We start from the raw sequence: 21066 nt of genomic DNA, 5'->3' as shown, positions 1-21066 counted from the left end.
AGCGACAGTTTTTCAAGCGTATTCAAAAAAAACATAATTCCGCTTGACTATGCTAGGTATTCGAGGGTACAAAGCGCGCTGGTGTTTGAATCAAAGTAGCGCAGTACTGGTTTTGCCGTGTGCGGTCTTCGTTTCAAACAGTTTGACGGGGGATGTCCCCGGTTTTTTGTAAGTAAGGAAAATACACATGGCAACTGGTACCGTAAAGTGGTTCAACGACGCAAAGGGCTTCGGCTTCATTACTCCTGATGATGGTAGCGAAGACCTGTTCGCGCACTTCTCCGCGATCAACATGAGCGGCTTCAAGAGCTTGAAGGAAGGCCAGAAGGTTTCCTTCGAAGTTGTCCAAGGCAACAAGGGCAAGCAAGCTTCCAACATCCAAGCCGCCTAATCAGCGCACTTGAATGTAAAAAACCCGCCGCAAGGCGGGTTTTTTGTTTGTGCGCCGAATGTATTCGCCACACACAGCCCGTTCTGCTTACTTCACTACGACCACACGAGCTTCACCCGCGCTCATTCTGCCGATCACTCGCGCTTCAGTAAAATTCGCCGCATGGAATTCAGCAAGGATAGCTTCGGCGGCTTCAGGAGCGCATGCGACCAGCAGGCCACCGCTAGTTTGCGGATCGCACAATAGCTTGCGCTGCCAGTCCGAAAAATCCTCCGCCAACGTGACCTCATCACCGTAGCTCGCCCAGTTGCGGTCAGCCGCGCCGGTGGCATAGCCCTGCTCGGCCAATAAATGCGCTACGGAAAGTATAGGCAGACTGGCGTAAGTGATCTCCGCTCCCAGCTTCGAGCCTCGACAGATCTCCAGCAGATGCCCCAACAGCGCGAAACCGGTGACATCGGTCATGGCGTGAACGTCCGACCGCTTGCCGAGCGCAGCGCCAACCGTATTGAGTTGCGTCGCCGTATCCACCATCTGGCGATAACCCTCGATGGAAAGCTCACCTTTCTTCAGCGCAGCACTCAATATACCCACGCCCAGCGGCTTGCCGAGGATAAGCACGTCACCCGCTTGGGCGCGATCATTGCGCTTGATCTTATCCGGATGGCCTACACCCACACCGACCAAGCCGTAGATCGGCTCCGGCGCGTCGATGGAATGACCGCCCGCAATGGGAATACCCGCCGCCGCGCACACCTCTGCACCACCCGCCAAAATGTCACGTATCGTTTCCAGTGGCAGCTTGTTGATGGGCATACCAACCACGGCCAGCGCCAGAATAGGCGTCGCGCCCATGGCATAGATGTCGGACAAGGCATTGGTGGCGGCGATGCGACCGAAGTCGCGCGCATCGTCCACGATAGGCATGAAGAAATCCGTAGTAACGACCACCGCCTGCTCGTCGTTAAGGCGATACACGGCAGCATCGTCGCTGCTTTCCGTACCGACCATCAGATTGGGATAGCTGGGCAAGGCTGGAATTGAGGCCAGCATTTGCGAAAGCACCGCAGGTGCTATCTTGCAGCCGCAGCCACCGCCGTGAGAGTATTCGGTCAAACGTATTGTTTCAGCCATTTCAGCAGATGAGAAAAATCGAAGCCGCAACCCTAGCACAGCTTGCTGAATACGACGACATCATCGACGTGCGCTCTCCTGCGGAATACGCCGAAGATCATATCGCTGGAGCGATCAGCGCACCTGTACTGAACAACGACGAGCGCGCCCGCATCGGTACGCTGTACAAACAAGTGTCGCCCTTCGAGGCCCAACGCCAAGGAGCTGCACTAATCGCGCGCAACATCGCCCATCATCTCGAAACACTGTTCATCGACAAACCCAAGCATTGGCATCCGCTGGTGTATTGCTGGCGCGGCGGGCAACGCAGCGGTGCGATGGCACACATACTGGCGCAAGTCGGCTGGCATACCGGCCAGCTGCAAGGGGGCTACAAGACCTACCGTCGCCAAGTCGTCGCCGACCTAGCGACCCTGCCGAGTCGCCACCATTTTCGCGTGGTATGCGGCCCCACCGGCTCCGGCAAAAGTCGTTTGCTTCAAGCGCTGACGGAGCATGGCGCACAGGTGCTCGATCTGGAAGGATTAGCGCAACATCGCGGCTCCCTACTCGGTGACCTGCCTGGCATACCGCAGCCCGCGCAAAAAATGTTCGAGAGCCGAATCTGGCAAGCATTCCAGCACTACGATGCGACTTTGCCCATCTTCGTCGAAGCCGAAAGCCGAAAGATCGGCCTGCTCCATCTTCCAGACCAACTACTCGAATCCATCCGCGCCTCCGATTGTTTGCAGCTCGAAGTTCCTATCGCCGCCCGTATCGAATTTCTGCTTGAAGACTACGCCCACTTTCTCCGAGAACCGACACCGCTTTTTGAAAGTCTGGCTCGACTCACCGAGCTCCACGGCAAACAGACCATCCAGCATTGGCAATCACTGGCGACGACGGGCGACTGGACCACACTGGTCGAAGCACTGCTGAGCTGCCACTATGACCCGGCTTACCAACGCTCAACACACAGCAACTTTCCTAAACTCGTACACGCGCCATCACTGCACATCGATGCACTCAATCCTGCGAGCCTACAAGCCCATGCAGCAAGGCTCCATGCTCTCAGCGGCAACTGAGGACGACACGCCCGCCCGAATCAGCGCTACTAGATGTGCCGACAGCGTCACGCCTTTCTGATTGACTCACGCTCACCGACTACCTAGAATCCCCACCCATTGCAAATCCGCCCTCAGCACATCGCGCCGCAAGTACGGTACGAGGCTCACGGCAGATTCCCCAGAATAGGAGCTGGCGCAAACGATTCCCGCACAGTCGGGAGCATTGCCTGTAGCTATTTTTCCTTATTCGAGCCAAGGGGGAGTCATGGATGGTTTGCCTGAGTTTGCAGAGATTCACGTCATTTCCGACATCCACATGGGTGGCAAACTTGGTTTTCAGATCCTGCGCAAAACTCAGCGCTTAGCGAACTTCATCCGCTGGGTAGCCAAGCAACGCCCCACCGAACGCGTCGCACTGGTTCTCAATGGCGATGTGATCGACACACTGGCCGAGGACATCTCTGGATATGTCGCAGTCGATGAAGCCGAAACCACGCTCAAGCGCATCATGGACGATCCTGCATTCGCCTCGATCTGGAAAGCACTGGCGGATTTCGTCCATACCGACAAACGCACGCTGGTGCTGATCATCGGCAACCACGACATCGAGATCGCCTTTCCCAACATTCAGCGACTGATCGCCGAACGGTTGAGTGGCGGCAACAACGCCGCGAAAGCCCACATCGAATTCTCCGCCGCAGGTGCGGGCTACGGCTGCAAAGTCGGCAAGGCGCGCATCTTCTGCACCCACGGCAACGAGGTCGATGCTTGGAACTTCAATCGCTACGAAGACCTGTCACGAGTTGCTCGACGCCTCAATGCTGGTCTGACACTGAACCGGGATGAGTGGACGCCCAATGCTGGCACACGCATGGTCAAAGAGGTGATGAACGAGGTTAAGAAGAAGTACGCTTGGATCGATCTGTTAAAGCCAGAAACCTCGGCTGCGATCGGCACCCTGCTCGCGCTAGATCCTACGCAACTCAGCAAGATCAGCAAACTTCCGCCGATTCTTGGTGCAAAAGTCGTCGGCGACTATCAGGCAGACAAACGCCTGTCAGCCGACTCGCTACACACTCCCGCCACAGCCAACAACCGGCCGCCTACACTGGAATCTCTGCTCGGCCCCAACGTGCTGGAGAGCATGAAAACGACGAGCGGTGCTTCTGGCCAGAGCGGTGATGACATGCTGCGAGCTCTAGAAAAATCCCGCACATCCTCGTTACAATCTCAGCCGCTGATGAGTGATGCACCGCTGGGCTTAGGACAGTTCGTCTGGGATAGACTCACCGGCTGGCTGACCGGTGTCAGCCGCGTGGAAGCATTGCGGCGCGCCCTGCAAGACTGGCTGCAAGGAGACCAAACCTTCGCCATCGACGACAAGGATGCAACCTACCAAGAGGTCACCGCCAAGCTGGGCGCGAACATCGATTTCGTTATCACCGGCCACACCCACCTGGCACGCGCCATCGACATGGGCGCAGGGCGCTATTACTTCAACAGTGGCACGTGGATACGCTTGATGCAGTTCACCAACGACATGCTGGCGAACGAGCAAAAGTTCCAGCCCGTGTATGACGTACTGGTGAATGGCCACCTGTCCGCCATAGATGCGGCCAAGATTAACGGCCAGCCTTTGCTGCTGGATCGCACCTCCTCCGTCTCCATCAGTCTGGAGAGCGGCAAGACAGTCGGGCGACTCAACCAAGTGATCGGCGATGGCACTCAAGCGCCAACCGTGCAAAAACAGTTTGTGAGGCCATAAGATGAAGACCATTCAAGATGTCGTACTCGAACTGGTGCGCCCAGGCCCCGCGCACAACCAGCTACTCTCGCCACTCACCACGTATGTCGCGCTGTGCGGCGGCGGCAGCCCCGTCAGCGTACATATCCCGTTCGAGCACCAGCAACTGCTAACGCGCATCCAGCGCTTACGCTACGAACTCGAAACCGGAGCTGCCTCGGAAGCACAGATCGCCCAGCGGCAAGCGGAGCTACATGAGATGGGCGACATCTTGGGCAAGGTGCTGGGCGACATCCCCACCTTGCTCGCCGAACTAAACCGAGTGCGCTGCACCGGCAGAAAGCTCGCGCACTTGCGTCTGTCCATCTCGGCCAGCGAGCTAGGTATGGTGCCGTTCGAGGCGGCTCTCTCGCCCGCCGGATTCCCCGGCAACGGCTCGCCGCTGTTCCTGCAATCGCATACGCCGATCACCCTCACCCGCGAGATACGCCGTGGCTTCCCGCTGCCGCTCAACTGGAATCGCACACCCAAGATCTTGTTCGCCTTCGCCTCACCGCCGGGACTCGCTCCCGTGCCTGCCGAAGCGCATCTCAGGGCAATACGCGACGCTATCGACCCGTGGGTGATGATCAAGGATGATGACGAGCGCCGCTTTAGGGAAGTGAAAAAGCTGCTGACCGTACTGCCCGATGCCAGCCTGCAAGCCATACGCGACCTGTGCAACCGCGAAAGCTTTACCCACGTTCACATCCTTGGGCATGGCGCACCGTTCAACAGCGCGGGCGACCGGCACTTCGGCCTCGCCCTGAGCCGCCATGATGATATTTCGACATGGGAAGTGGTCGATGGCGAAAGTCTGGCCATCGCGCTCACCGGCAAAAGTTCCGCAGGCAGCCCCCAAGACGCGCCCACGCTGGTTTCATTGGCCACTTGCGATTCCGGCAACATCGGCTCCGTCATCACACCCGGCGGCAGCATCGCCCACGATCTGCATACAGCAGGCATTCCTTGGGTCATCGCCTCGCAATTCCCGCTGTGGATGAAAGCCTCTACGCTGGCCGTGAGCGAACTATTCAGCGGCTTGTTGGCCGGTGAAGACCCGCGCTCCGTGCTTTACGACCTGCGCCGACGCTTGCGCACCGATTGCCCCAACACCCACGACTGGGCCAGCATCGTCGCCTACGCCACCCTGCCGCCCGACTTTGACAGCCAGCTTACGCTGTTCCGCGATGAGCAGATGCGCAACCGAATCTCAGTCAAACTCGCCAGACTGGACGATCTATTTGGCGGCAACCAGAACGCCGACCCGCCCCCCGCTGCGCTGACCGAACTCGCAACTATCAGCCAAGACACCCGCACCCTTCTCTCCCTCTGGTGCAACAGCGACACCGACGACCCAGCACAGCGCCTAAAACCTGCGAGCGCCATGCGTCTATGTATGGGTGGTGCAAGCGAAAAACGCTTAGGCGTTGCTTATCGGATAGCCAGCGAAAATGAAGATGACGCACAGGCAAAGCACTCCCTTCAAGAAAATGCACAATGCGCCTTCAAGAATGGTCGCGACTACTATTGTCTAGCCATAGAAGCCGATGCTTCCTCGACTTGGCCGATCACCCAGTACCTGTTCATGAACGCCTTGTTCGCCGCCGATGAGGCGCCCATTCGCCTGCCGTTTGGCATCCCCGCCCAAGACTGGTGGTTCATCGCCAGCCGCATGGCGCTGTGCGAAGCCAACACAGCACGCGGCCCCTTCGCCCTCACCGACATGGTCGAACTCAACCTGCTCGGCTGCTATTACGACCCGTCCAGCGACCCAGCCAAGGTGCGCGCAAATATCGATAACTACATCAAGCAAATCAAGCGGCAAGCGCACAAAGAACCCAAACACAAAAAAGCCCTACTGCAACAACTTAGCCGATATCGGTATTCCAAGAACAATGAGATTTGGGCAAGTGAGGTCGAGAATGCGATGGCCGGGTTGCGATAACGTGGGCAGAGGCACCGCTGATTGACTAACTTCCCCCAGCCCCCTCGAAGCTATTGGGCTGGTCTTGTCGTGGAAGTGAATATATCGTTTAATCCAGTCCACATAGGTTTGCTAGGTGCGGATGCTGTAATGTTTCACCCGCAACTTATCGCGGACTTGATCGAGCAACTTGGGGGATTTGAAAGTGGTGCTTTTATCTAAGAAATTAGGGGTTGCCATAATTCCCCCTTCAATAAAAACAAGGACTACATCAAGGATGCCAGAATACACACCCCAAAGGTGCCTTTCGAGGCATTTTTAGGGTGTCCACTTAACTACAAGGGCTTCCCCGTCATTGCAACTGACCGGTTGGTCTTTAGGTTTTTGTCTCTACTGTTCTCTTGATCACGTTTGCTGACTTTCGTTGCCGATGCGAGGTGGTGAAGGACTGCCAAACTACAACCGGTCATGTTGAGCCTATTGCTCGGACCCTGATGAAAGACGCGCGCGGGGGCCTCATTCGTTAGCCGGGTTTGTGTATCTCCCCTGTAAATTGATCAGGTTCACCCCGCGCGGGTCCAACCCGCTCACATCATCGACGTTCGTCCTGCCGTGATTCGTTTCCTCCCTTTGCTATAGTCGGTTTTTGCTGGCCGTTCAGGCTGCATCGGCGGTGAGCCGGAACGCTTCGCCGTAGGTCAGCACCGCCCAGCACAGTCGGGCATTCTTGGCGGCGATGGCAATGGTGGCGCGCCAGTAGCCACGTCGCTCGACGAGGGCTCTGGCCCAGCGACTGTGGCGATCTTGTTTGTCTCCGAGGCTGTTGAGCACGGCGCGCGCACCCAGCACCAGTAAACTTCGCAGGTAGCCGTCGCCGGCTTTGGTGATGCGTCCGAGCCTAGCTTTGCCGCCGCTGCTGTATTGGCCGGGAACCAGACCGAGCCAAGCCGCCAACTGGCGGCCATGCTTGAAGTCGTGGCCGTGACCGATGCTGGCGACAAGTGCAGTGGCGCTGGTCGGGCCGATGCCCGGCAGTTGCATCAGGCGGCGGCAGCGGTCGTCTGCGCGTGCCGATTCGGCCATGGCGCGGTCGTATTCGTGGATGCGTTCGTCCAGCCGGTCGGCGTGCTCAAGCATGTCGCCCACACAGCGGTTGGCCCAGCTTGGTAGGTCTTCCAGATGTGCACCGATCTCTCGCCGCAGGCGTTCGACCTTTTGCGGCAGGATGATGCCGAACTCGGCAATCAATCCGCGTATCCGGTTGTACAACGCGGTCCGTTCTTCGACGAACCCCTGCCGGGTGCGGTGCAGGGTAAGGGTGGCTTGCTGGTGTTCGTCCTTGATCGGCACAAATCGCATCTGTGGGCGGGTGACGGCTTCGCAGATGGCGGCAGCATCCGCCGCATCATTCTTGCCGCGCTTCCCGCTCATCCGGTACGGCGTGACGAACTTCGGCGCAATCAGCCGCACGGTGTGACCAAACTGCCGGAACTGCCGCGCCCAGTGATGCGCGCCCGTGCAGGCTTCCATGCCGATCACGCATGGCGGCAACTGGGCAATCAGTGGCAACAACTGATCTCGCGACACCTTCGGCTTGACCAACTCGGCTCGTCCAGCCTCATTAACGCCATGAACTGCAAAAACATTCTTGGCAAGATCGATCCCAATCGTGATAATGCTCATGACTTTCCCCTCCTGTTCGGTTTAGATGAAAACGTCCATTTCCATCTTGGCACTTTTGATGCCGTTCGCGGTAACTTCACCGCTCCTTCGGGACGGGGAAGTCCCTTTCATTCGTTAGGCAACTCTTCAATAATGAGCACTTCCACCTTTTTTGATACGGTGTCGGCAAAACTTTGGGAGAACTTCGAAGAGGAGTCCAACTTCCCATCGGCGCGCCCATTACTCGCGCACTACACATCGATTCAAACATTTGAGCAAATCGTCACAAAGGAGCAACTCTGGTTTTCAAACCCGCTCTTCATGAACGATCTTGAGGAACTCCAATTTGGCATGAATGAAGGTGCAAATGAGTTGCACAAAAGTGAAGCGATCCGCGACGCCTGTCAAAGTGAAAAGAATTACAAATTACTAATACAGAGCTTCAGCGATCTGTTTAATGCCTTTGATTCCCAGCATGTCTTAAATACTTACATCCTTTGTTTCTCGGAGCATCATCGCGAGGATGATGATGGGTTGCTTTCTATGTGGCGGGGGTACGGCGACGCGGGTGCTGGTGCGGCGCTAGTTATTGATACATCGAAAATTGATTCAAGACCAGAATCGCCGCTGATAATAGGAAAAGTTCGCTATGGATCAAAGGCTGAGCGGCAGGAATTGATAAGTAAAAAGTTATCGGATCTCGCCAAAGTAATTCAGGAGCACGCGAGAGTCGATAGTGACTATTATCAAGCTGCCTTGGCATGGTTACATCGTTTGACGTCATTTGCTCTCTTCACCAAACACCACGGCTTTCATGAAGAAAGAGAGTGGCGTGTCGTTTACATGAGTGATCGCGATAAAGAGAAAAAATTCAAAGGATTTTTCAGCCATCTCGCCACCAAGAAAGGCATTGAGCCAAAACTAAAGCTTCCCATAAAGCCAGTGCCCGAGCTTCTGGCAGATGACCTATCTTTGGCTAAAATTGTTGATAGGATAATTTTAGGGCCCTCTGTATCAAGCGCATTGGCAGCAAACTCACTCAGGCAAATGTTGAGAAATATTGGACAAACTGAACTTGCCGAGCGAGTGGTTTCGTCAGAAATACCATTCAGAGCCACATGATGTCTTTTCAGCGAAGTTGCCTAACGTTTCGGTCAAGCCGACACCAACCGGCTGCGCTGATTGGTTCCCTCCGTGCTTCGCACTCCGGTGCGGCTTACCTTTGTAGTTGCGCGTCAAAAGGCAACCCGTCGATGTCTCCACGGTGTCCTTTCAGAAAGCCGCAAGCCATGCACTTTGCTGTTAGTAGAGATCAGAAAAAAGCCGGGGTAAAGTCTTCTGATTGTATTTACCTTCAAGCGATTGAGCGTGGAGTGTTATAGCGATGAGTTGCATCCATAAGGAGTGAGTATGTCTGAAAGCGATCAGGTAAAAGGCCCAGCGTCTTACTTTCCTTCAATCGAGAAAAAGTACGGTTTCCCTGTAAACCATTGGTTTGATCTTTTGAAGCAGCAGCAAGGCCTCAAGCATATGGAGATGGTTGATTGGCTTAAGCGTGAACACAACATAGCCACGGCCACGCAAATGCGCTTGTGGCTCATTTTCGCAATCAAGCGGCTAGTTGAATTGCGGGAGGATCAGCTCGCTGTCCTGCAAACCATCAAGCTTCAATCCATAAAAAACGGGAGGCCGTAGCCTCCCGTTCTTTTGCCAGTGCTGCGCGATTATGCGCCGCGAACTGCCAGCTTTTCTTTGATACGTGCAGACTTGCCGGAACGCTCGCGCAGGTAGTACAGCTTGGCGCGACGGACGTCACCGCGACGCTTCACTTCGATGCTGGCGATTGCTGGGGAGTAAGTCTGGAATGTACGCTCGACGCCTTCGCCGGACGATACTTTACGGACGATGAAAGAAGAGTTCAGACCCTTGTTACGCTTGGCGATGACTACGCCTTCGTAAGCCTGTACGCGCTTGCGGGTGCCTTCAACCACGTTCACGCCAACGACTACGGTGTCGCCAGGTGCGAAGTTGGGGATGGTCTTGCCCAAGCGAGCGATTTCTTCTTGCTCTAGGATTGCGATCAGATTCATTTTGTTACCTCTTGTTGTACGGATGCTTGTTCCTGCTGGTACTCTGCCAGTAGCCGAGCTTCCTGTTTTGTTAACTGGCGTGCTGCCAGCAAATCTGGACGACGTTCTGCAGTTCTACCTAACGCCTGCTTCAGTCGCCACTTCTCTATCTCGGCGTGGTGTCCAGACATCAATACCGCCGGAACTTCCTCGCCGTTATAAACCTCGGGGCGCGTGTAGTGCGGACAATCCAGCAGTCCTTTCACAAAGGAATCCTGCTCTGCAGATGCGTCGTCGCCCAATACGCCGGGGATCTGTCGCACCACGCTGTCCACCACCACCATTGCCGCCAACTCACCACCGGACAAGACATAGTCACCGATGGAAAGCTCTTCATCCACCTGCTGCCGGAGCAAGCGTTCATCCACGCCTTCGTACCGCCCCGCCAGCAAGATCAACCCTTCATCCCGCGCCAGCAATTCCTTCACCACGGCGTCGCTCAACTGGCGACCTTGTGGCGAAAGATAGATCACTCGGCTCTTGGCTACGCCCGCTGCCGCTTGTGCTGCTTTGGCAGCGGTGATCGCCTGCGCTAGCGGCTCTGCCAACATCACCATGCCCGGCCCGCCACCGTAGGGACGGTCGTCGATGGTGCGGTAATTGTCGCTGGTGTAGTCACGTGGATTCCACGCCTGCAACTGAAACCTGCCCTGCTCCACCGCTCGCCGAGTCACACCATACTGAGTGATCGCTGCGAACATCTCGGGGAACAGCGTGACGACATCGAACCTCATGCGAGGTAATCCGCCTGCCAATCCACCGTGATGGTCTTGTTCGGCACGTCCACCTGATGCACCACCTGCTTGATGTACGGAATCAGCAGCTCGCCAGCTTCGCGCTTCACCACCAGCACGTCGTTAGCACCAGTTTCCAGCAGCGTTTCTACTGTGCCTAGCACCTCTTCGGCGAGGTTTTGCACCTTGCAGCCGATCAGGTCAGACCAATAGACCTCGTCACCTTCAGCTTCAGGCAAGTCGCCGCGCGGCACGGCCACCAGCAAGCCCTTGAGCTTCTCGGCGGCATTGCGATCCGTGCATCCGGTCAGTCTGGCGACCAGAATCTTGCCATGCACCGTACACTCTGCCAGCTCTACCTCACGCCAAGGTTGGCGCTCGTTACCCAGCCACCAGTGATCGTAGGCATCCAAGCTATCAAGGTATTCGGTAAAGGTCTGCACCTTGACCCACCCCAGAATGCCGTGCGCTGCGACCACCTTCCCCATGACGACCATGGGGCTTGTTTCCTTAGGCTGCTGCAACGACTGGATTGTTCTTGACCAGCTTAGCAACGGCGTCGGACAACTGCGCGCCCTTGTCTTGCCAGAAAGTCACGCGATCCATTTGCAGACGCACGCCTTCGTGGCCTTCCTTAGCGATCGGGTTGTAGAAACCAACGCGCTCGATGAAGCGACCATCGCGACGATTGCGCGAATCAGCAACGACCACATTGTAGAAAGGACGGTTCTTAGAACCACCGCGAGAAAGACGAATAACGACCATAGTCAAATCTACCTGAAATTATTTTTTAGCCCAATGCCAAAGGGCGCGAATTCTACGCAACTTCTTCCGCTGTGGCAAGCGCTTGGGGTTAGGTGGTGTGCGTTTTAAGTGCTTGTGCCAAAGCCAGCAATTCCTGCTCCAATTGTTCGACCGCTTCAACACAGGCCGGCTCTCGCGCTAAACGCTCGACCTGCTCCGCCAGATGCGCGCAACGCTGTGCGGCGAACACCGCCACCATGCCTTTAAGCGAGTGTCCGCTGTATTTGATCTGCTCGCTATTCCCTGCCGCGATGGCTGCATGCAGATTTTCAATATGCTGCGGATAGTCCTCCAAGAACATGCTGACGATCTCGTCGAACAACTCCTGACTTTGATCCATCTGCGCGAAGGCTTTATCGAAATCCATCACCAGCGCCTTGCTCGGCACCGCCTCGACGTGTTTGACCACGACAGGAGCAGCTTCCCTGGCCACGGCCATACCCACTCGCTCCAACTCCAACCACAACGCTTCGGTATCGATCGGTTTGGACAGATAGCCATCCATCCCGGCCTCCAAGCAGCGCTCACGACTGCCCTCCATCGCATGGGCAGTCATCGCAATAATCGGCGTATGGAGCGCGCCTCCCTGCTCTTGAATACGAATGGCCGCCGTAGCATCGTAGCCATTCATCTCTGGCATATCCACGTCCATCAGAATGGCATCGTAGCCGCCCTCTTGCCACTTCACTACAGCTTGCAAACCATTATTAGCAACCGTTACCTCATGGCCAAACTTGCTCAGCAAGCGCACGCCGAGGGTCTGGTTGACAGGATTATCTTCGGCAAGTAGCAGCTTCAAGCTGCGGCGAGCTTCACGCAAGGAGTGCACCGTCACTAAAGGCGTGATCTTTTCTGCCCCCATGCCCAGCGTCGTCATGATGGCATCGAACAGGTCCGACTGCGTGATCGGCTTGGTCAGATAGCTGGCGATACCGATTTCTTTGCAACGCAGTGCATCGCCCCGCTGCCCTTCCGATGTCAGCATCATGATGGTGGAACGTGCATATTCTGGATGCCGATAGATATATTCCGCAACGGCAAAACCGTCCATGCCTGGCATCCGCACATCAAGCAACACCAGTGCGTAAGGCGTCCCTGCGCCTGCCGCCCTAGCCAACTCATCCAGCGCTTGCGGGCCATCTTCAACGACAAAGGGAGCCATTCCCCAGCTCTGCAACATCTCATCTAGCAGGAAACGGTTGGTGGGATTGTCATCGACCACCAGTGCAGGCATTCCCCTCAGTTTGACGTCGCCCACACTGAACGCGGGCTGCTCGCCCTCGGCCAAACCAAAGTGCGCGGTAACATTGAAGATGCTGCCCTGCCCCGGCACACTTTCCACCCAAATATTGCCATCCATCAGATTGGCTAGCCGCTTGGTGATGCTCAATCCCAAGCCCGTGCCGCCGTATTTGCGCGTAGTCGAAGTGTCGGCCTGCGAGAATGAGTCGAAAATCATGCCTTGCTTGTCAACAGGTATGCCGATGCCGGTGTCGCGCACGCTGAAATGCAGCGTAATCCCTTCGCTAGCTGCCGCGACCAGAGACCGCCTCACGGAAACCTCGATTTCACCTTGCTCGGTGAATTTGACCGCATTGCTGATCAAATTAAGCAATATCTGACGTAAACGTCCAGGATCACCGACCAACCAATCCGGCAGATCCGGGGCAATGTGTAGCAACAGCTCCAAGCCTTTTTCGTGAGCACGGAATGCCACGGTTTTCATGGTCTGTGCCAGCGTGTGTTCAAGCGAGAAGTCGATCTTCTCAATGGTCATTTGCCCAGCCTCGATCTTCGAGAAATCAAGGATGTCGTTAATAATACCCAGCAATGAGTCCGCCGAACTCTTGACCAGCCCGATGTATTCACGCTGCTCAGCGTTTAGATCGGTATCCAACGCCAGTTCGCTCATACCGATGATGCCGTTCATCGGTGTACGAATCTCGTGACTCATATTTGCCAAGAAATCGCTCTTCACTCGGCTGGCGTTCTCCGCATCTTCTTTGGCCTGACGCATCGCTGCTTCAGCCTCTTTACGACGAGTGATGTCGGACAAGCTGCCCACCATACGCTGCGGATGACCTTCATCGTCACGCTCAACCACATCGCCTCGATCCAGTACCCAGATCACCGAACCATCGGTGCGACGCATTTGATATTCGCTCTCGTACCCCCCATGTCCTTCTAGACAATATTGGATCGCCTCCATCGCGACCTCTTTATAGTCCTCGTGCAGTAGAGATTCAAAGTCCGCCAATGGGTGCTCTAGATACTGCTCGCCCAATCCAAGCATCTCGCACCAACGGCGATTGTGCTTGACCATATTGGTACGCAAATCCCAGTCCCACAAGCCTTCGCCGGTCGCCATCATGGCGTAACTCAAGCGCTGCTCACTCTCTTTGCGCTCGATACTAGCGCGCTCCGCACGCTCCTTGGCAAGACGCAACTCCTCTTCGGCCTGCTGGCGCTCCGTCACGTCAGCATTGGTACCAACGACGCGCAGGGCATGACCGAGGTCATCGCGCTCCACCACTTTGCCATGACTCTGCACCCAGAGCCAACGCCCATCCACGGCACGCACTCGATGGATCGCTTCATAGAACGCGATCTCACCTTTCAGCAAAGTGACGACGCGCCCCATAATCATCGGCTGATCATCTGGATGAGTCAGCGCATTCAGCGCATCGATTGAGGTATTGGTATGACTCTTTACGCCCCCAAGCATTTCCGACCATCGCTCACTCAAATAGACTTCGCCCGTACCGACGTTCCAATCCCACAATGCCAAATTAGAACCGTCCAGCGCCAAATTTAGGCGCTCGGTGGCCTGACGCACGAACATCTCGCTGGACTTACGCTTGGTGATGTCAGAGCGAATAGAAACATAACGCAATGGCCGACCACCCTCGTCCATAAATGGCACGATAGTGGATTCCACCCAGTAAAAGCCACCATCTTTACGCCGATTTCGCACTTCGCCGTGCCACACCTTTCCTTGGCTGATGGTGCTCCACATTTCACGGAAAAATTCCTTGGAATGGAAGCCAGAATTGAGTACGCGATGATCTTTTCCAACAAGCTCCGCTAAGGGGTATTGACTGACTTCGCTAAACTTTTGATTGGCATATGTAATCAGTCCATTGCGATCAGCAACACTGACGATGGAGTGCTGATCCAATGCGTATTTTTGAAACTCCAACTCAGAGAGCGTAGCGTTCAATTCGTTGCGAGCATTATTCAGCCGCAACAATGACACAGCGGCATAACCTAAAACGGAGACAGAAAACAGTGTCAACAGCATCCGATACAGATCGGCGCTGAGCTGTGCTTCCTCGAAGTGCTGGTTGTAAAGATTGTAAAGATTGTCACCTTGCACCACGGTGGTAGTGGCCAACAACTGCGACGTATAAGCATCTACTTCGTCTTTCAAGCCGACCACGATGGCCGCATGATTAAGGAGCGCATCCAGATCAGCGCGTCGTGCATGTACGACTTCATTTTCTGGAAATGCAGCAATATCCTCAAGACTCTTAACGATAGCAGCATGAACAATCGCAGTCGGCGTGAAGTTATAAATCAATAAGTCACGTTGTAAAGACTCAATCAGAATTTCTAATCGGTCACCATCTTGGAAGCCACCTTGCCCTAACAGCTGGCTCACAGCCAACGGGATATAACGCAACGAGTTGCGCAGCACCGAGTTGTGCGACTTGAACGATTCGATCAATATCAACTTCGCTTGCCGCGACCGATCGTAAGCTGCAAAACTGCTCGCCAATTTCCCTTGTCGCAGATCAAACAGCGCTGGATACTTTTTCTGCAAGGTCAAAATGACGTCCGCCATTTCTCGCTCAGTAGCAACGATAGGATCGTAGTTATTGAGCAACCCCAGACGCGCCTGCAACACGTACTGGTTAAGCGTACCATCCAGTTGCCGCAACAAACGCAATTGGTTGGTAACGTCCACGTGCGCATCCGCATCCACAGCTGTCGATTTGACATACAGGAACGTCAACAACAACACCGCTCCGAGTGCAGCCAACCAGCGATCTGGCGAACCAGCACCCAGCGTCACCCAATGCCCAGACAGTTCTTTCCACAGCGCGATCCATCGTTTCATTGGGCCTGCCCTCCCAGTTCGCCTGTCAGCGAGTTCAGGAACTGCACGATGTCATCCAGATCCTGCTGTGGCATGGTACGCCCCAACTGATATCTGACCATCACCGCCACCGCATCAGGCAAGGTAGCCACACTACCGTCATGGAAATACGGCGCAGTCAACGCCACATTCCGCAAACCAGGCACTTTGAACTCATATCGAGCCTCTTCTTTGTGAGTGACGTTGAATCGCCCTAGGTCAGCTTCGGTCAGATTTCCTCTAGCCTCAAAATAATCGCCCATCAATCCCATCTTCTCGAACATATTGCCGCCGAGATTCACTCCTTGGTGACAGGCGATGCAGCCATAAGATTGAAATAACTCGTAACCGCGCTGGGCCTGCTCAGACATAGCGGAGTTATCTCCTTGCAGATAGCGATCAAACGGCGAGTCTGGGGTAACCAGTGAGCGCTCGAAGGTAGCGATAGCATCCTTAATGTTTTCGGCCGAGATATCCGCGCGATAGAGTTTAGAGAAAGCACTGCGGTAATCGCTATCCTGCTTGAGCTTGTCCGTTATCTGCCCCCAATTCGAACCCATCTCCTTGGGGTTATTGATGGGCCCCTCAATCTGCTCTTCCAGAGTAGCGGCACGCCCATCCCAAAACTGGGCAAAATTGAAGCCGCTATTCAGCACCGTCGGCGTATTGATGACACCTTCTGCCCCATTGATGCCGATGGCGTGTACGCGTCCATCCGCCCCCCCTTTATCTAAGGAATGGCAAGATGCGCATGAGATTGAGTTATCAGCCGACAAACGCGGGTCATTGAACAATTTACGCCCCAGCAACACCTTGTCCGCATCCAGCTTTATTTCACGGGGCAAAGGTTGGGTGTAGCCTAGACTGACCGTGATCGCATAAGGATCAAGAGGAGCCCCAGCATTTAATGCAAGCTGTGTACGGTAGAGTTGCCAGCTGAAGCTGACCACCAACACCAGCACCCCAAGCAGAGCTCCCAACAGGATATTTTTGAGACTGATTTTACTCTTCGTCACGGAACTGTTCCTTGATCGCTAGCACGTCATCCCAGCCCTTGAAGAAAGCATCAATACAGCGTGGGTCGAAATGCCGCCCGTTCCATTCGCGCAAGAAAGCCACCGCCTCGTCCACTTTCCAAGCACGCTTATAGGGGCGCTCCGAAGTCAAGGCATCGAACACATCAGCCACCGCCACGATGCGCCCGAACAGGGGGATATTTTCGCCAGACAGCTTGGCGGGATAGCCCGAGCCATCGAATTTTTCGTGGTGCGAACCCGCGATCACAGCGGCCACCTGCATCAGCGGGGAGTCACTAGCGTGGAGTATCTCGTAACCGATGGTGGCGTGCCGCTTCATGATCTCGAATTCAGCATCATCCAATCTGCCCGGCTTGAGCAGAATATTGTCCGGCGTACCGACCTTGCCGATATCGTGCATGGGCGCAGCGTCAAACAACATGTCCAGCTCTGCCTCAGGCAAGTTCAGATTACGCCCGATGATGCGCGAGTAGTGCGCCATACGCACAATGTGTGCGCCGGTTTCGGGATCCCGATACTCTGCCGCACGCGACAAACAGAAAATGGTTTCGCGTTCGCGCCTGACGATTTCGGCAGTCGCCTTCCGCACCTCGTCTGCAAGCCACTCAGCGCGATTAGCTAGCTGCTTGTGGCTAGTGCGCAACGCCAGCATATTCTTAGCTCGTGCAAGAAATTCAATACGATCGACCGGCTTAGTCAAAAAATCATTCGCCCCGGCATCTAATGCACGATAACGTACCTCCGCCTCGTGATCCGCCGTCACCATCAATACGGGAACCTCGCTGCAACCGGGCAAAGCACGGAAGCGCGGCAGAAATTCCAAGCCGCTTATATTCGGCATCATGTAGTCCAGCAACACCAAGTCCGGCTCATGCTCTGCGCACCACGCCAAGGCTTTAGCGGGATCCTCATAGGTCAATGGCTCACAGCCCTCAATCTTCGCCACCAACGATTTCAACAGCAGCAGGTTGATGGGGGTGTCGTCAACAATCAATACTTTCATGGCGAGTTTCCCCGAAATTGCACGATGTCTTGTTCCACGCTAGCAAACAAGCGCTGTAACTTGTCTGCGGCATTAGCGGCAGAATCCCACTGAGCTTTAGGTGCATCGGCCTCAATCGCTCCAGCCACTTCCGCCATTCGCCGCAAACCTAGATTGCCGCACGTCCCCCTGACCTCATGTGCCATGGATCGAACCGACTCAGCCTGCTGTTGGGCAATAGCCATCGGCAGTCGCCGTAATATGTCAGCCGTCGAGCTATGAAACACTTCCAGCAGCTCACACGTGGCAGCCTTATCGCCGAACAAATCTTCCAAATTTTTCAGATCAAGATGCTCGGACTCTTCACGAGGCGACATCCACCGCGCCAATACCTCGCTCACTCGCTGCGGATTGATCGGTTTGCTGATGTAGTCGTCCATGCCTGCATCTAAACAGCGCTCACGATCACCCTGCATGGCATTGGCAGTCATAGCGATGATGGGACGACGACTCTCACCTTGCTCTGCGATACGAATTGCCCGTGTCGCCTCAAAACCATCCATCACCGGCATCTGGCAATCCATCAAGATCACCGAGTAAGGTACTGTCTTGGCAGCCTCCACTCCTTCCGCCCCGTTGTTCACGGTGTGTACGGTGTAGCCCATTTTGGCAAGATGATGCTGCGCCAAACGCTGATTCACCGGATTATCCTCGACCAGCAGAATGATCTTGCGCTCAACCTCCGATGCTGCGACATCCGCTAGAGGTGCAACTTCCTCGCGCGTCTTGGGCACTGTTGCCTCGACAAGATGGCCATTCACTTCTTGCGCCAGTGCGTCGTGTAGTTCGGACTGACGCACTGGCTTAGTCATGCACACGGAGAATCCCGCCAGCTTGGCCTCCTCGAACAGATGGCGCTGGTCGTAGCCGGTCAGCATCACCAGCCGCGTCTGGCTGAATGCTGGATTAGCCTGCAATGCCCTCCCCATCTCGATGCCATCCATACCGGGCATGGCGTAATCGAGAATAGCGATGTCGTATTGACAACCATCGACCTGCGCCTGCTGCATCAACTCTATGCCTTCACGCCCGCTCGCTGCCGCATCGCAACTCATACCCCAGGAACGGATGTAACGCGAAAGTATCTCGCGGTCGGTGTGCTGATCGTCCACCACCAACACTCGCAGATTACTCAGCTCGCGGTGCGACATGATTTCTGGCATGGGCGCATCCGATGACTGATATGGCAGCGTGAACCAGAACGTCGAGCCTTCGCCTTCAGCGCTAGTGACACCGATGCGCCCTCCCATCAATTCGACCAACTGCTTGGAGATAGCTAAACCCAACCCCGTGCCACCATATTTGCGCGTAGTGGAGCTATCGGCCTGAGTGAACGATTGGAATAGGCGCGCCTGTATCTCGGGCGACATGCCGATACCACTGTCGCGTATCTGGAAGCGCACCATGCCCGTGGCTTCGTCACGCACGGCGCACATCACCACCTCACCCTTATCGGTGAATTTCACCGCATTACTCAATAGATTGAGCAGCACTTGCCGCAAGCGGGTCGGATCGCCACGCAGCATAGGCGCAAGGGAAGGCTCGATGAAAGTCATCAGCGAAATCTTCTTTTCGCGCGCCTTGACCGCCAGCAACTCAGCCACACCTTCGACCAAACGGACCGGCGAGAAATCAGTCACTTCGATCTCCATCTTCCCCGCCTCGACCTTGGAGAAATCAAGGATGTCGTTGATGATGGTCAGCAGAGCTTGTGCCGAGTCGCGCACAGCCCCAGCAAACTCTTTCTGCTCGGAGTCCAGCGGAGTGTCGAGCAAGAGATCTGTCATACCGATGACTCCATTCATCGGGGTGCGAATCTCATGGCTCATGGTGGAAAGAAACTCGGACTTCATCCGCGAAGCGGTCAGCGCCTGATCGTGCGCCTCACGCAAGGCAGCTTCGGCCTGACGCCGCACACTGATGTCGCTATACACGCCGATATAATGAGTCAGCACACCCTCGTTATCACGCACCGGAGCTGCCTGTAGCTCAACATCAAAAGCCGAGCCATCCCTACGGTAATAGACGACCTCAATCGTGAAGTCCTCGCCCTGCCGCATGGCGGCACGTAGCGCCTCTAACTTGCCGACATCGGTACGCTCGCCGGACAACAAATCACGCGTGGGCCGACCGATCAATTCCTCAGCGCGATACCCAGTCATCCGAGTGAAGCCATCATTGACGTGCTCAATGGTAGGTACACGATCCGGCGAAGGTGCGCTGGTGATGATGATGCCCTGATTGATGCTATCCACCGCCATCGACACCAGTTTGAGGCGAGTGCGGATCTGTGACTCTTCGGTGATGTCACGCTTGATTGCCACAAAATGAGAAACCTCGCCATCAGTCTTGATTGGCGTGATGGTCATCTGTTCAGTGTACAACTCACCATTCTTACGCCGGTTGATCAGCTCATTCTCCCACACCCTGCCGGACAGGATGGTTCGCCACAAGGTTTGATAGAACTCCCTATCCTGAAGTCCAGAACTCAAGATACGGGTATGCTGACCAACCATCTCATCGGCGCGATAGCCGGTGATGGCACAGAAGGATGGATTGACATACTCGATGATGCCGCCGACACTGGAGATGACAATCATATTGGCCGCGCTATCCAGTGCAGCTTGCTGCAAACGGATCTTGGCTTCTGATGCCTGCTGCAGGGTAATGTCTTGGAATGACACCAACGAGCCGACGACAGCAGCATCCTGCACCAGCGGGCGCGAACGATACGAGACCGGCACGAAACGCCCATCTCTATCGATAAAATGGCTCTCCCCTTCCACCGATGCACCGTCTCGATAGACGCTAAGCAAAGGACAGCGCTCCGCCAGAAACTCGCCGCCATCAGGATGGCGATGATGGATGACTCCATGAATGTTTCGACCGATCAATTCATGCTCTGAATAGCCAAGAATGTGTTCAGCCGCCGAATTCATAAAGGTGAGGTGACCATGAAGATCAGTCGCATACACGCCATCACTCAAGGTATTGAGCATCGTGCGAGTCAACTCTGCGTTCTGTGTACGCAACTGCTCATTCACCGCATTCAACTCATCCGAGTTGACTGCCAGCGCGTTCTCCAGCAGCACCCGCTCCTGCTCGATTTCTTGATAGTAGCCACCTATTGCTTCCAGAAATGGCAACAGCGCAGCATCCGGCTCGAAATCTTTACCCAAGTACCGCTGCAACTGTCGTTTTAACAAACGATGCATCGAGTTTCCTGTCCTTCTTCGCTC

The 21066-nt window shown here is 55.3% G+C and carries 16 protein-coding genes; 6 read left to right on the top strand and 10 right to left on the bottom strand.

Annotation, left to right across the window (positions count from 1 at the left end):
* The first annotated feature begins 187 nt into the window (after positions 1 to 187).
* Positions 188 to 391: a cold-shock protein gene (locus OYT1_RS03680; RefSeq protein ID WP_062626807.1), complete on the top strand. Its 204-nt coding sequence runs from the start codon at positions 188 to 190 to the stop codon at positions 389 to 391.
* Between the two features lie 87 nt (positions 392 to 478).
* On the opposite strand, the gene selD is transcribed toward OYT1_RS03680, so the two are convergent.
* Entirely contained in the window at positions 479 to 1525 is a 1047-nt protein-coding gene (gene selD, locus OYT1_RS03675) for a selenide, water dikinase SelD (RefSeq protein ID WP_062626806.1), read from the bottom strand.
* Positions 1526 to 1533: 8 nt separating this feature from the next.
* Between selD and mnmH the strand changes: the two genes are divergently transcribed.
* From mnmH to OYT1_RS03660, 3 genes are all read left to right on the top strand, one after another.
* Positions 1534 to 2589 (top strand): tRNA 2-selenouridine(34) synthase MnmH, encoded by a 1056-nt coding sequence (gene mnmH, locus OYT1_RS03670; protein ID WP_062626805.1) that lies wholly within the window; start codon positions 1534 to 1536, stop codon positions 2587 to 2589.
* Between the two features lie 247 nt (positions 2590 to 2836).
* A complete protein-coding gene (locus OYT1_RS03665) occupies positions 2837 to 4336 on the top strand; it encodes a metallophosphoesterase (protein WP_062626804.1) in 1500 nt (499 codons plus the stop codon).
* A 1-nt stretch (position 4337) separates the two neighbouring features.
* Positions 4338 to 6302 carry a CHAT domain-containing protein gene (locus tag OYT1_RS03660; protein ID WP_062626803.1) on the top strand — a complete coding sequence of 655 codons (1965 nt, stop codon included), beginning with the start codon at positions 4338 to 4340 and terminating at the stop codon, positions 6300 to 6302.
* A gap of 636 nt (positions 6303 to 6938) precedes the next feature.
* Here the strand turns inward: OYT1_RS03660 and OYT1_RS03650 are convergent.
* A complete protein-coding gene (locus OYT1_RS03650) occupies positions 6939 to 7964 on the bottom strand; it encodes an IS110 family RNA-guided transposase (protein ID WP_062627780.1) in 1026 nt (341 codons plus the stop codon).
* On the opposite strand from OYT1_RS03650, the gene OYT1_RS03645 reads away from it, so the two are divergent.
* Together OYT1_RS03645 and OYT1_RS03640 are read left to right on the top strand one after the other, a co-directional pair.
* Positions 7911 to 9065, top strand: coding sequence for a DUF2971 domain-containing protein (locus tag OYT1_RS03645; protein WP_119283464.1), 1155 nt, complete (start codon positions 7911 to 7913; stop codon positions 9063 to 9065). The two genes, OYT1_RS03650 and OYT1_RS03645, sit on opposite strands and share 54 nt — an antisense overlap.
* Positions 9066 to 9353: 288 nt before the next feature.
* A complete protein-coding gene (locus OYT1_RS03640; RefSeq protein WP_232013225.1) occupies positions 9354 to 9638 on the top strand; it encodes a DUF4287 domain-containing protein in 285 nt (94 codons plus the stop codon).
* Positions 9639 to 9667: 29 nt separating this feature from the next.
* On the opposite strand, the gene rplS is transcribed toward OYT1_RS03640, so the two are convergent.
* The 8 genes from rplS to OYT1_RS03600 all read right to left on the bottom strand — a co-directional run bounded on the left by rplS (position 9668) and on the right by OYT1_RS03600 (position 21042).
* A complete protein-coding gene (gene rplS, locus OYT1_RS03635; RefSeq protein ID WP_062625286.1) occupies positions 9668 to 10033 on the bottom strand; it encodes a 50S ribosomal protein L19 in 366 nt (121 codons plus the stop codon).
* A complete protein-coding gene (gene trmD, locus OYT1_RS03630) occupies positions 10030 to 10806 on the bottom strand; it encodes a tRNA (guanosine(37)-N1)-methyltransferase TrmD (RefSeq protein ID WP_062625287.1) in 777 nt (258 codons plus the stop codon). The genes rplS and trmD overlap by 4 nt, the downstream gene beginning before the upstream one ends.
* Positions 10803 to 11303: a ribosome maturation factor RimM gene (gene rimM, locus OYT1_RS03625; protein WP_062625288.1), complete on the bottom strand. Its 501-nt coding sequence runs from the start codon at positions 11301 to 11303 to the stop codon at positions 10803 to 10805. Before rimM ends, trmD begins: the two co-directional genes overlap by 4 nt.
* Before the next feature lie 13 nt (positions 11304 to 11316).
* On the bottom strand, positions 11317 to 11571 hold the full coding sequence (rpsP, locus tag OYT1_RS03620; RefSeq protein ID WP_062625289.1) for a 30S ribosomal protein S16: 255 nt from the start codon (positions 11569 to 11571) through the stop codon (positions 11317 to 11319).
* Between the two features lie 88 nt (positions 11572 to 11659).
* The gene (locus OYT1_RS03615; protein WP_062625290.1) at positions 11660 to 15730 is read right to left on the bottom strand and encodes a DAHL domain-containing protein; all 4071 of its coding nucleotides are present in this window, start codon (positions 15728 to 15730) and stop codon (positions 11660 to 11662) included.
* A complete protein-coding gene (locus OYT1_RS03610) occupies positions 15727 to 16764 on the bottom strand; it encodes a cytochrome-c peroxidase (RefSeq protein ID WP_232013224.1) in 1038 nt (345 codons plus the stop codon). Before OYT1_RS03610 ends, OYT1_RS03615 begins: the two co-directional genes overlap by 4 nt.
* Positions 16751 to 17788 carry an HD domain-containing phosphohydrolase gene (locus OYT1_RS03605; protein ID WP_062625291.1) on the bottom strand — a complete coding sequence of 346 codons (1038 nt, stop codon included), beginning with the start codon at positions 17786 to 17788 and terminating at the stop codon, positions 16751 to 16753. The genes OYT1_RS03610 and OYT1_RS03605 overlap by 14 nt, the downstream gene beginning before the upstream one ends.
* Complete coding sequence (locus OYT1_RS03600) at positions 17785 to 21042, bottom strand: PAS domain S-box protein (RefSeq protein ID WP_062625292.1); 3258 nt, start codon at positions 21040 to 21042, stop codon at positions 17785 to 17787. Before OYT1_RS03600 ends, OYT1_RS03605 begins: the two co-directional genes overlap by 4 nt.
* Between the last annotated feature and the right edge of the window lie 24 nt (positions 21043 to 21066).

Origin of the sequence: Ferriphaselus amnicola, assembly GCF_000974685.2 — a bacterium.
Lineage (GTDB): Bacteria > Pseudomonadota > Gammaproteobacteria > Burkholderiales > Gallionellaceae > Ferriphaselus > Ferriphaselus amnicola.
Note: the sequence above shows the minus strand (reverse complement) of the source record. Positions and strands in the feature narration are given on the sequence as shown.

Coding starts and splice junctions, on each gene's coding strand:
- OYT1_RS03650 (WP_062627780.1), bottom strand. CDS start 7,964: ATGAGCATTATCACGATTGGGATCGATCTTGCCAAGAATGTTTTTGCA.
- rpsP (WP_062625289.1), bottom strand. CDS start 11,571: ATGGTCGTTATTCGTCTTTCTCGCGGTGGTTCTAAGAACCGTCCTTTC.
- OYT1_RS03600 (WP_062625292.1), bottom strand. CDS start 21,042: ATGCATCGTTTGTTAAAACGACAGTTGCAGCGGTACTTGGGTAAAGAT.
- OYT1_RS03660 (WP_062626803.1), top strand. CDS start 4,338: ATGAAGACCATTCAAGATGTCGTACTCGAACTGGTGCGCCCAGGCCCC.
- rimM (WP_062625288.1), bottom strand. CDS start 11,303: ATGGTCGTCATGGGGAAGGTGGTCGCAGCGCACGGCATTCTGGGGTGG.
- OYT1_RS03680 (WP_062626807.1), top strand. CDS start 188: ATGGCAACTGGTACCGTAAAGTGGTTCAACGACGCAAAGGGCTTCGGC.
- trmD (WP_062625287.1), bottom strand. CDS start 10,806: ATGAGGTTCGATGTCGTCACGCTGTTCCCCGAGATGTTCGCAGCGATC.
- OYT1_RS03605 (WP_062625291.1), bottom strand. CDS start 17,788: ATGAAAGTATTGATTGTTGACGACACCCCCATCAACCTGCTGCTGTTG.
- OYT1_RS03665 (WP_062626804.1), top strand. CDS start 2,837: ATGGATGGTTTGCCTGAGTTTGCAGAGATTCACGTCATTTCCGACATC.
- OYT1_RS03615 (WP_062625290.1), bottom strand. CDS start 15,730: ATGAAACGATGGATCGCGCTGTGGAAAGAACTGTCTGGGCATTGGGTG.
- mnmH (WP_062626805.1), top strand. CDS start 1,534: ATGAGAAAAATCGAAGCCGCAACCCTAGCACAGCTTGCTGAATACGAC.
- selD (WP_062626806.1), bottom strand. CDS start 1,525: ATGGCTGAAACAATACGTTTGACCGAATACTCTCACGGCGGTGGCTGC.
- OYT1_RS03640 (WP_232013225.1), top strand. CDS start 9,354: ATGTCTGAAAGCGATCAGGTAAAAGGCCCAGCGTCTTACTTTCCTTCA.
- OYT1_RS03645 (WP_119283464.1), top strand. CDS start 7,911: ATGAACTGCAAAAACATTCTTGGCAAGATCGATCCCAATCGTGATAAT.
- rplS (WP_062625286.1), bottom strand. CDS start 10,033: ATGAATCTGATCGCAATCCTAGAGCAAGAAGAAATCGCTCGCTTGGGC.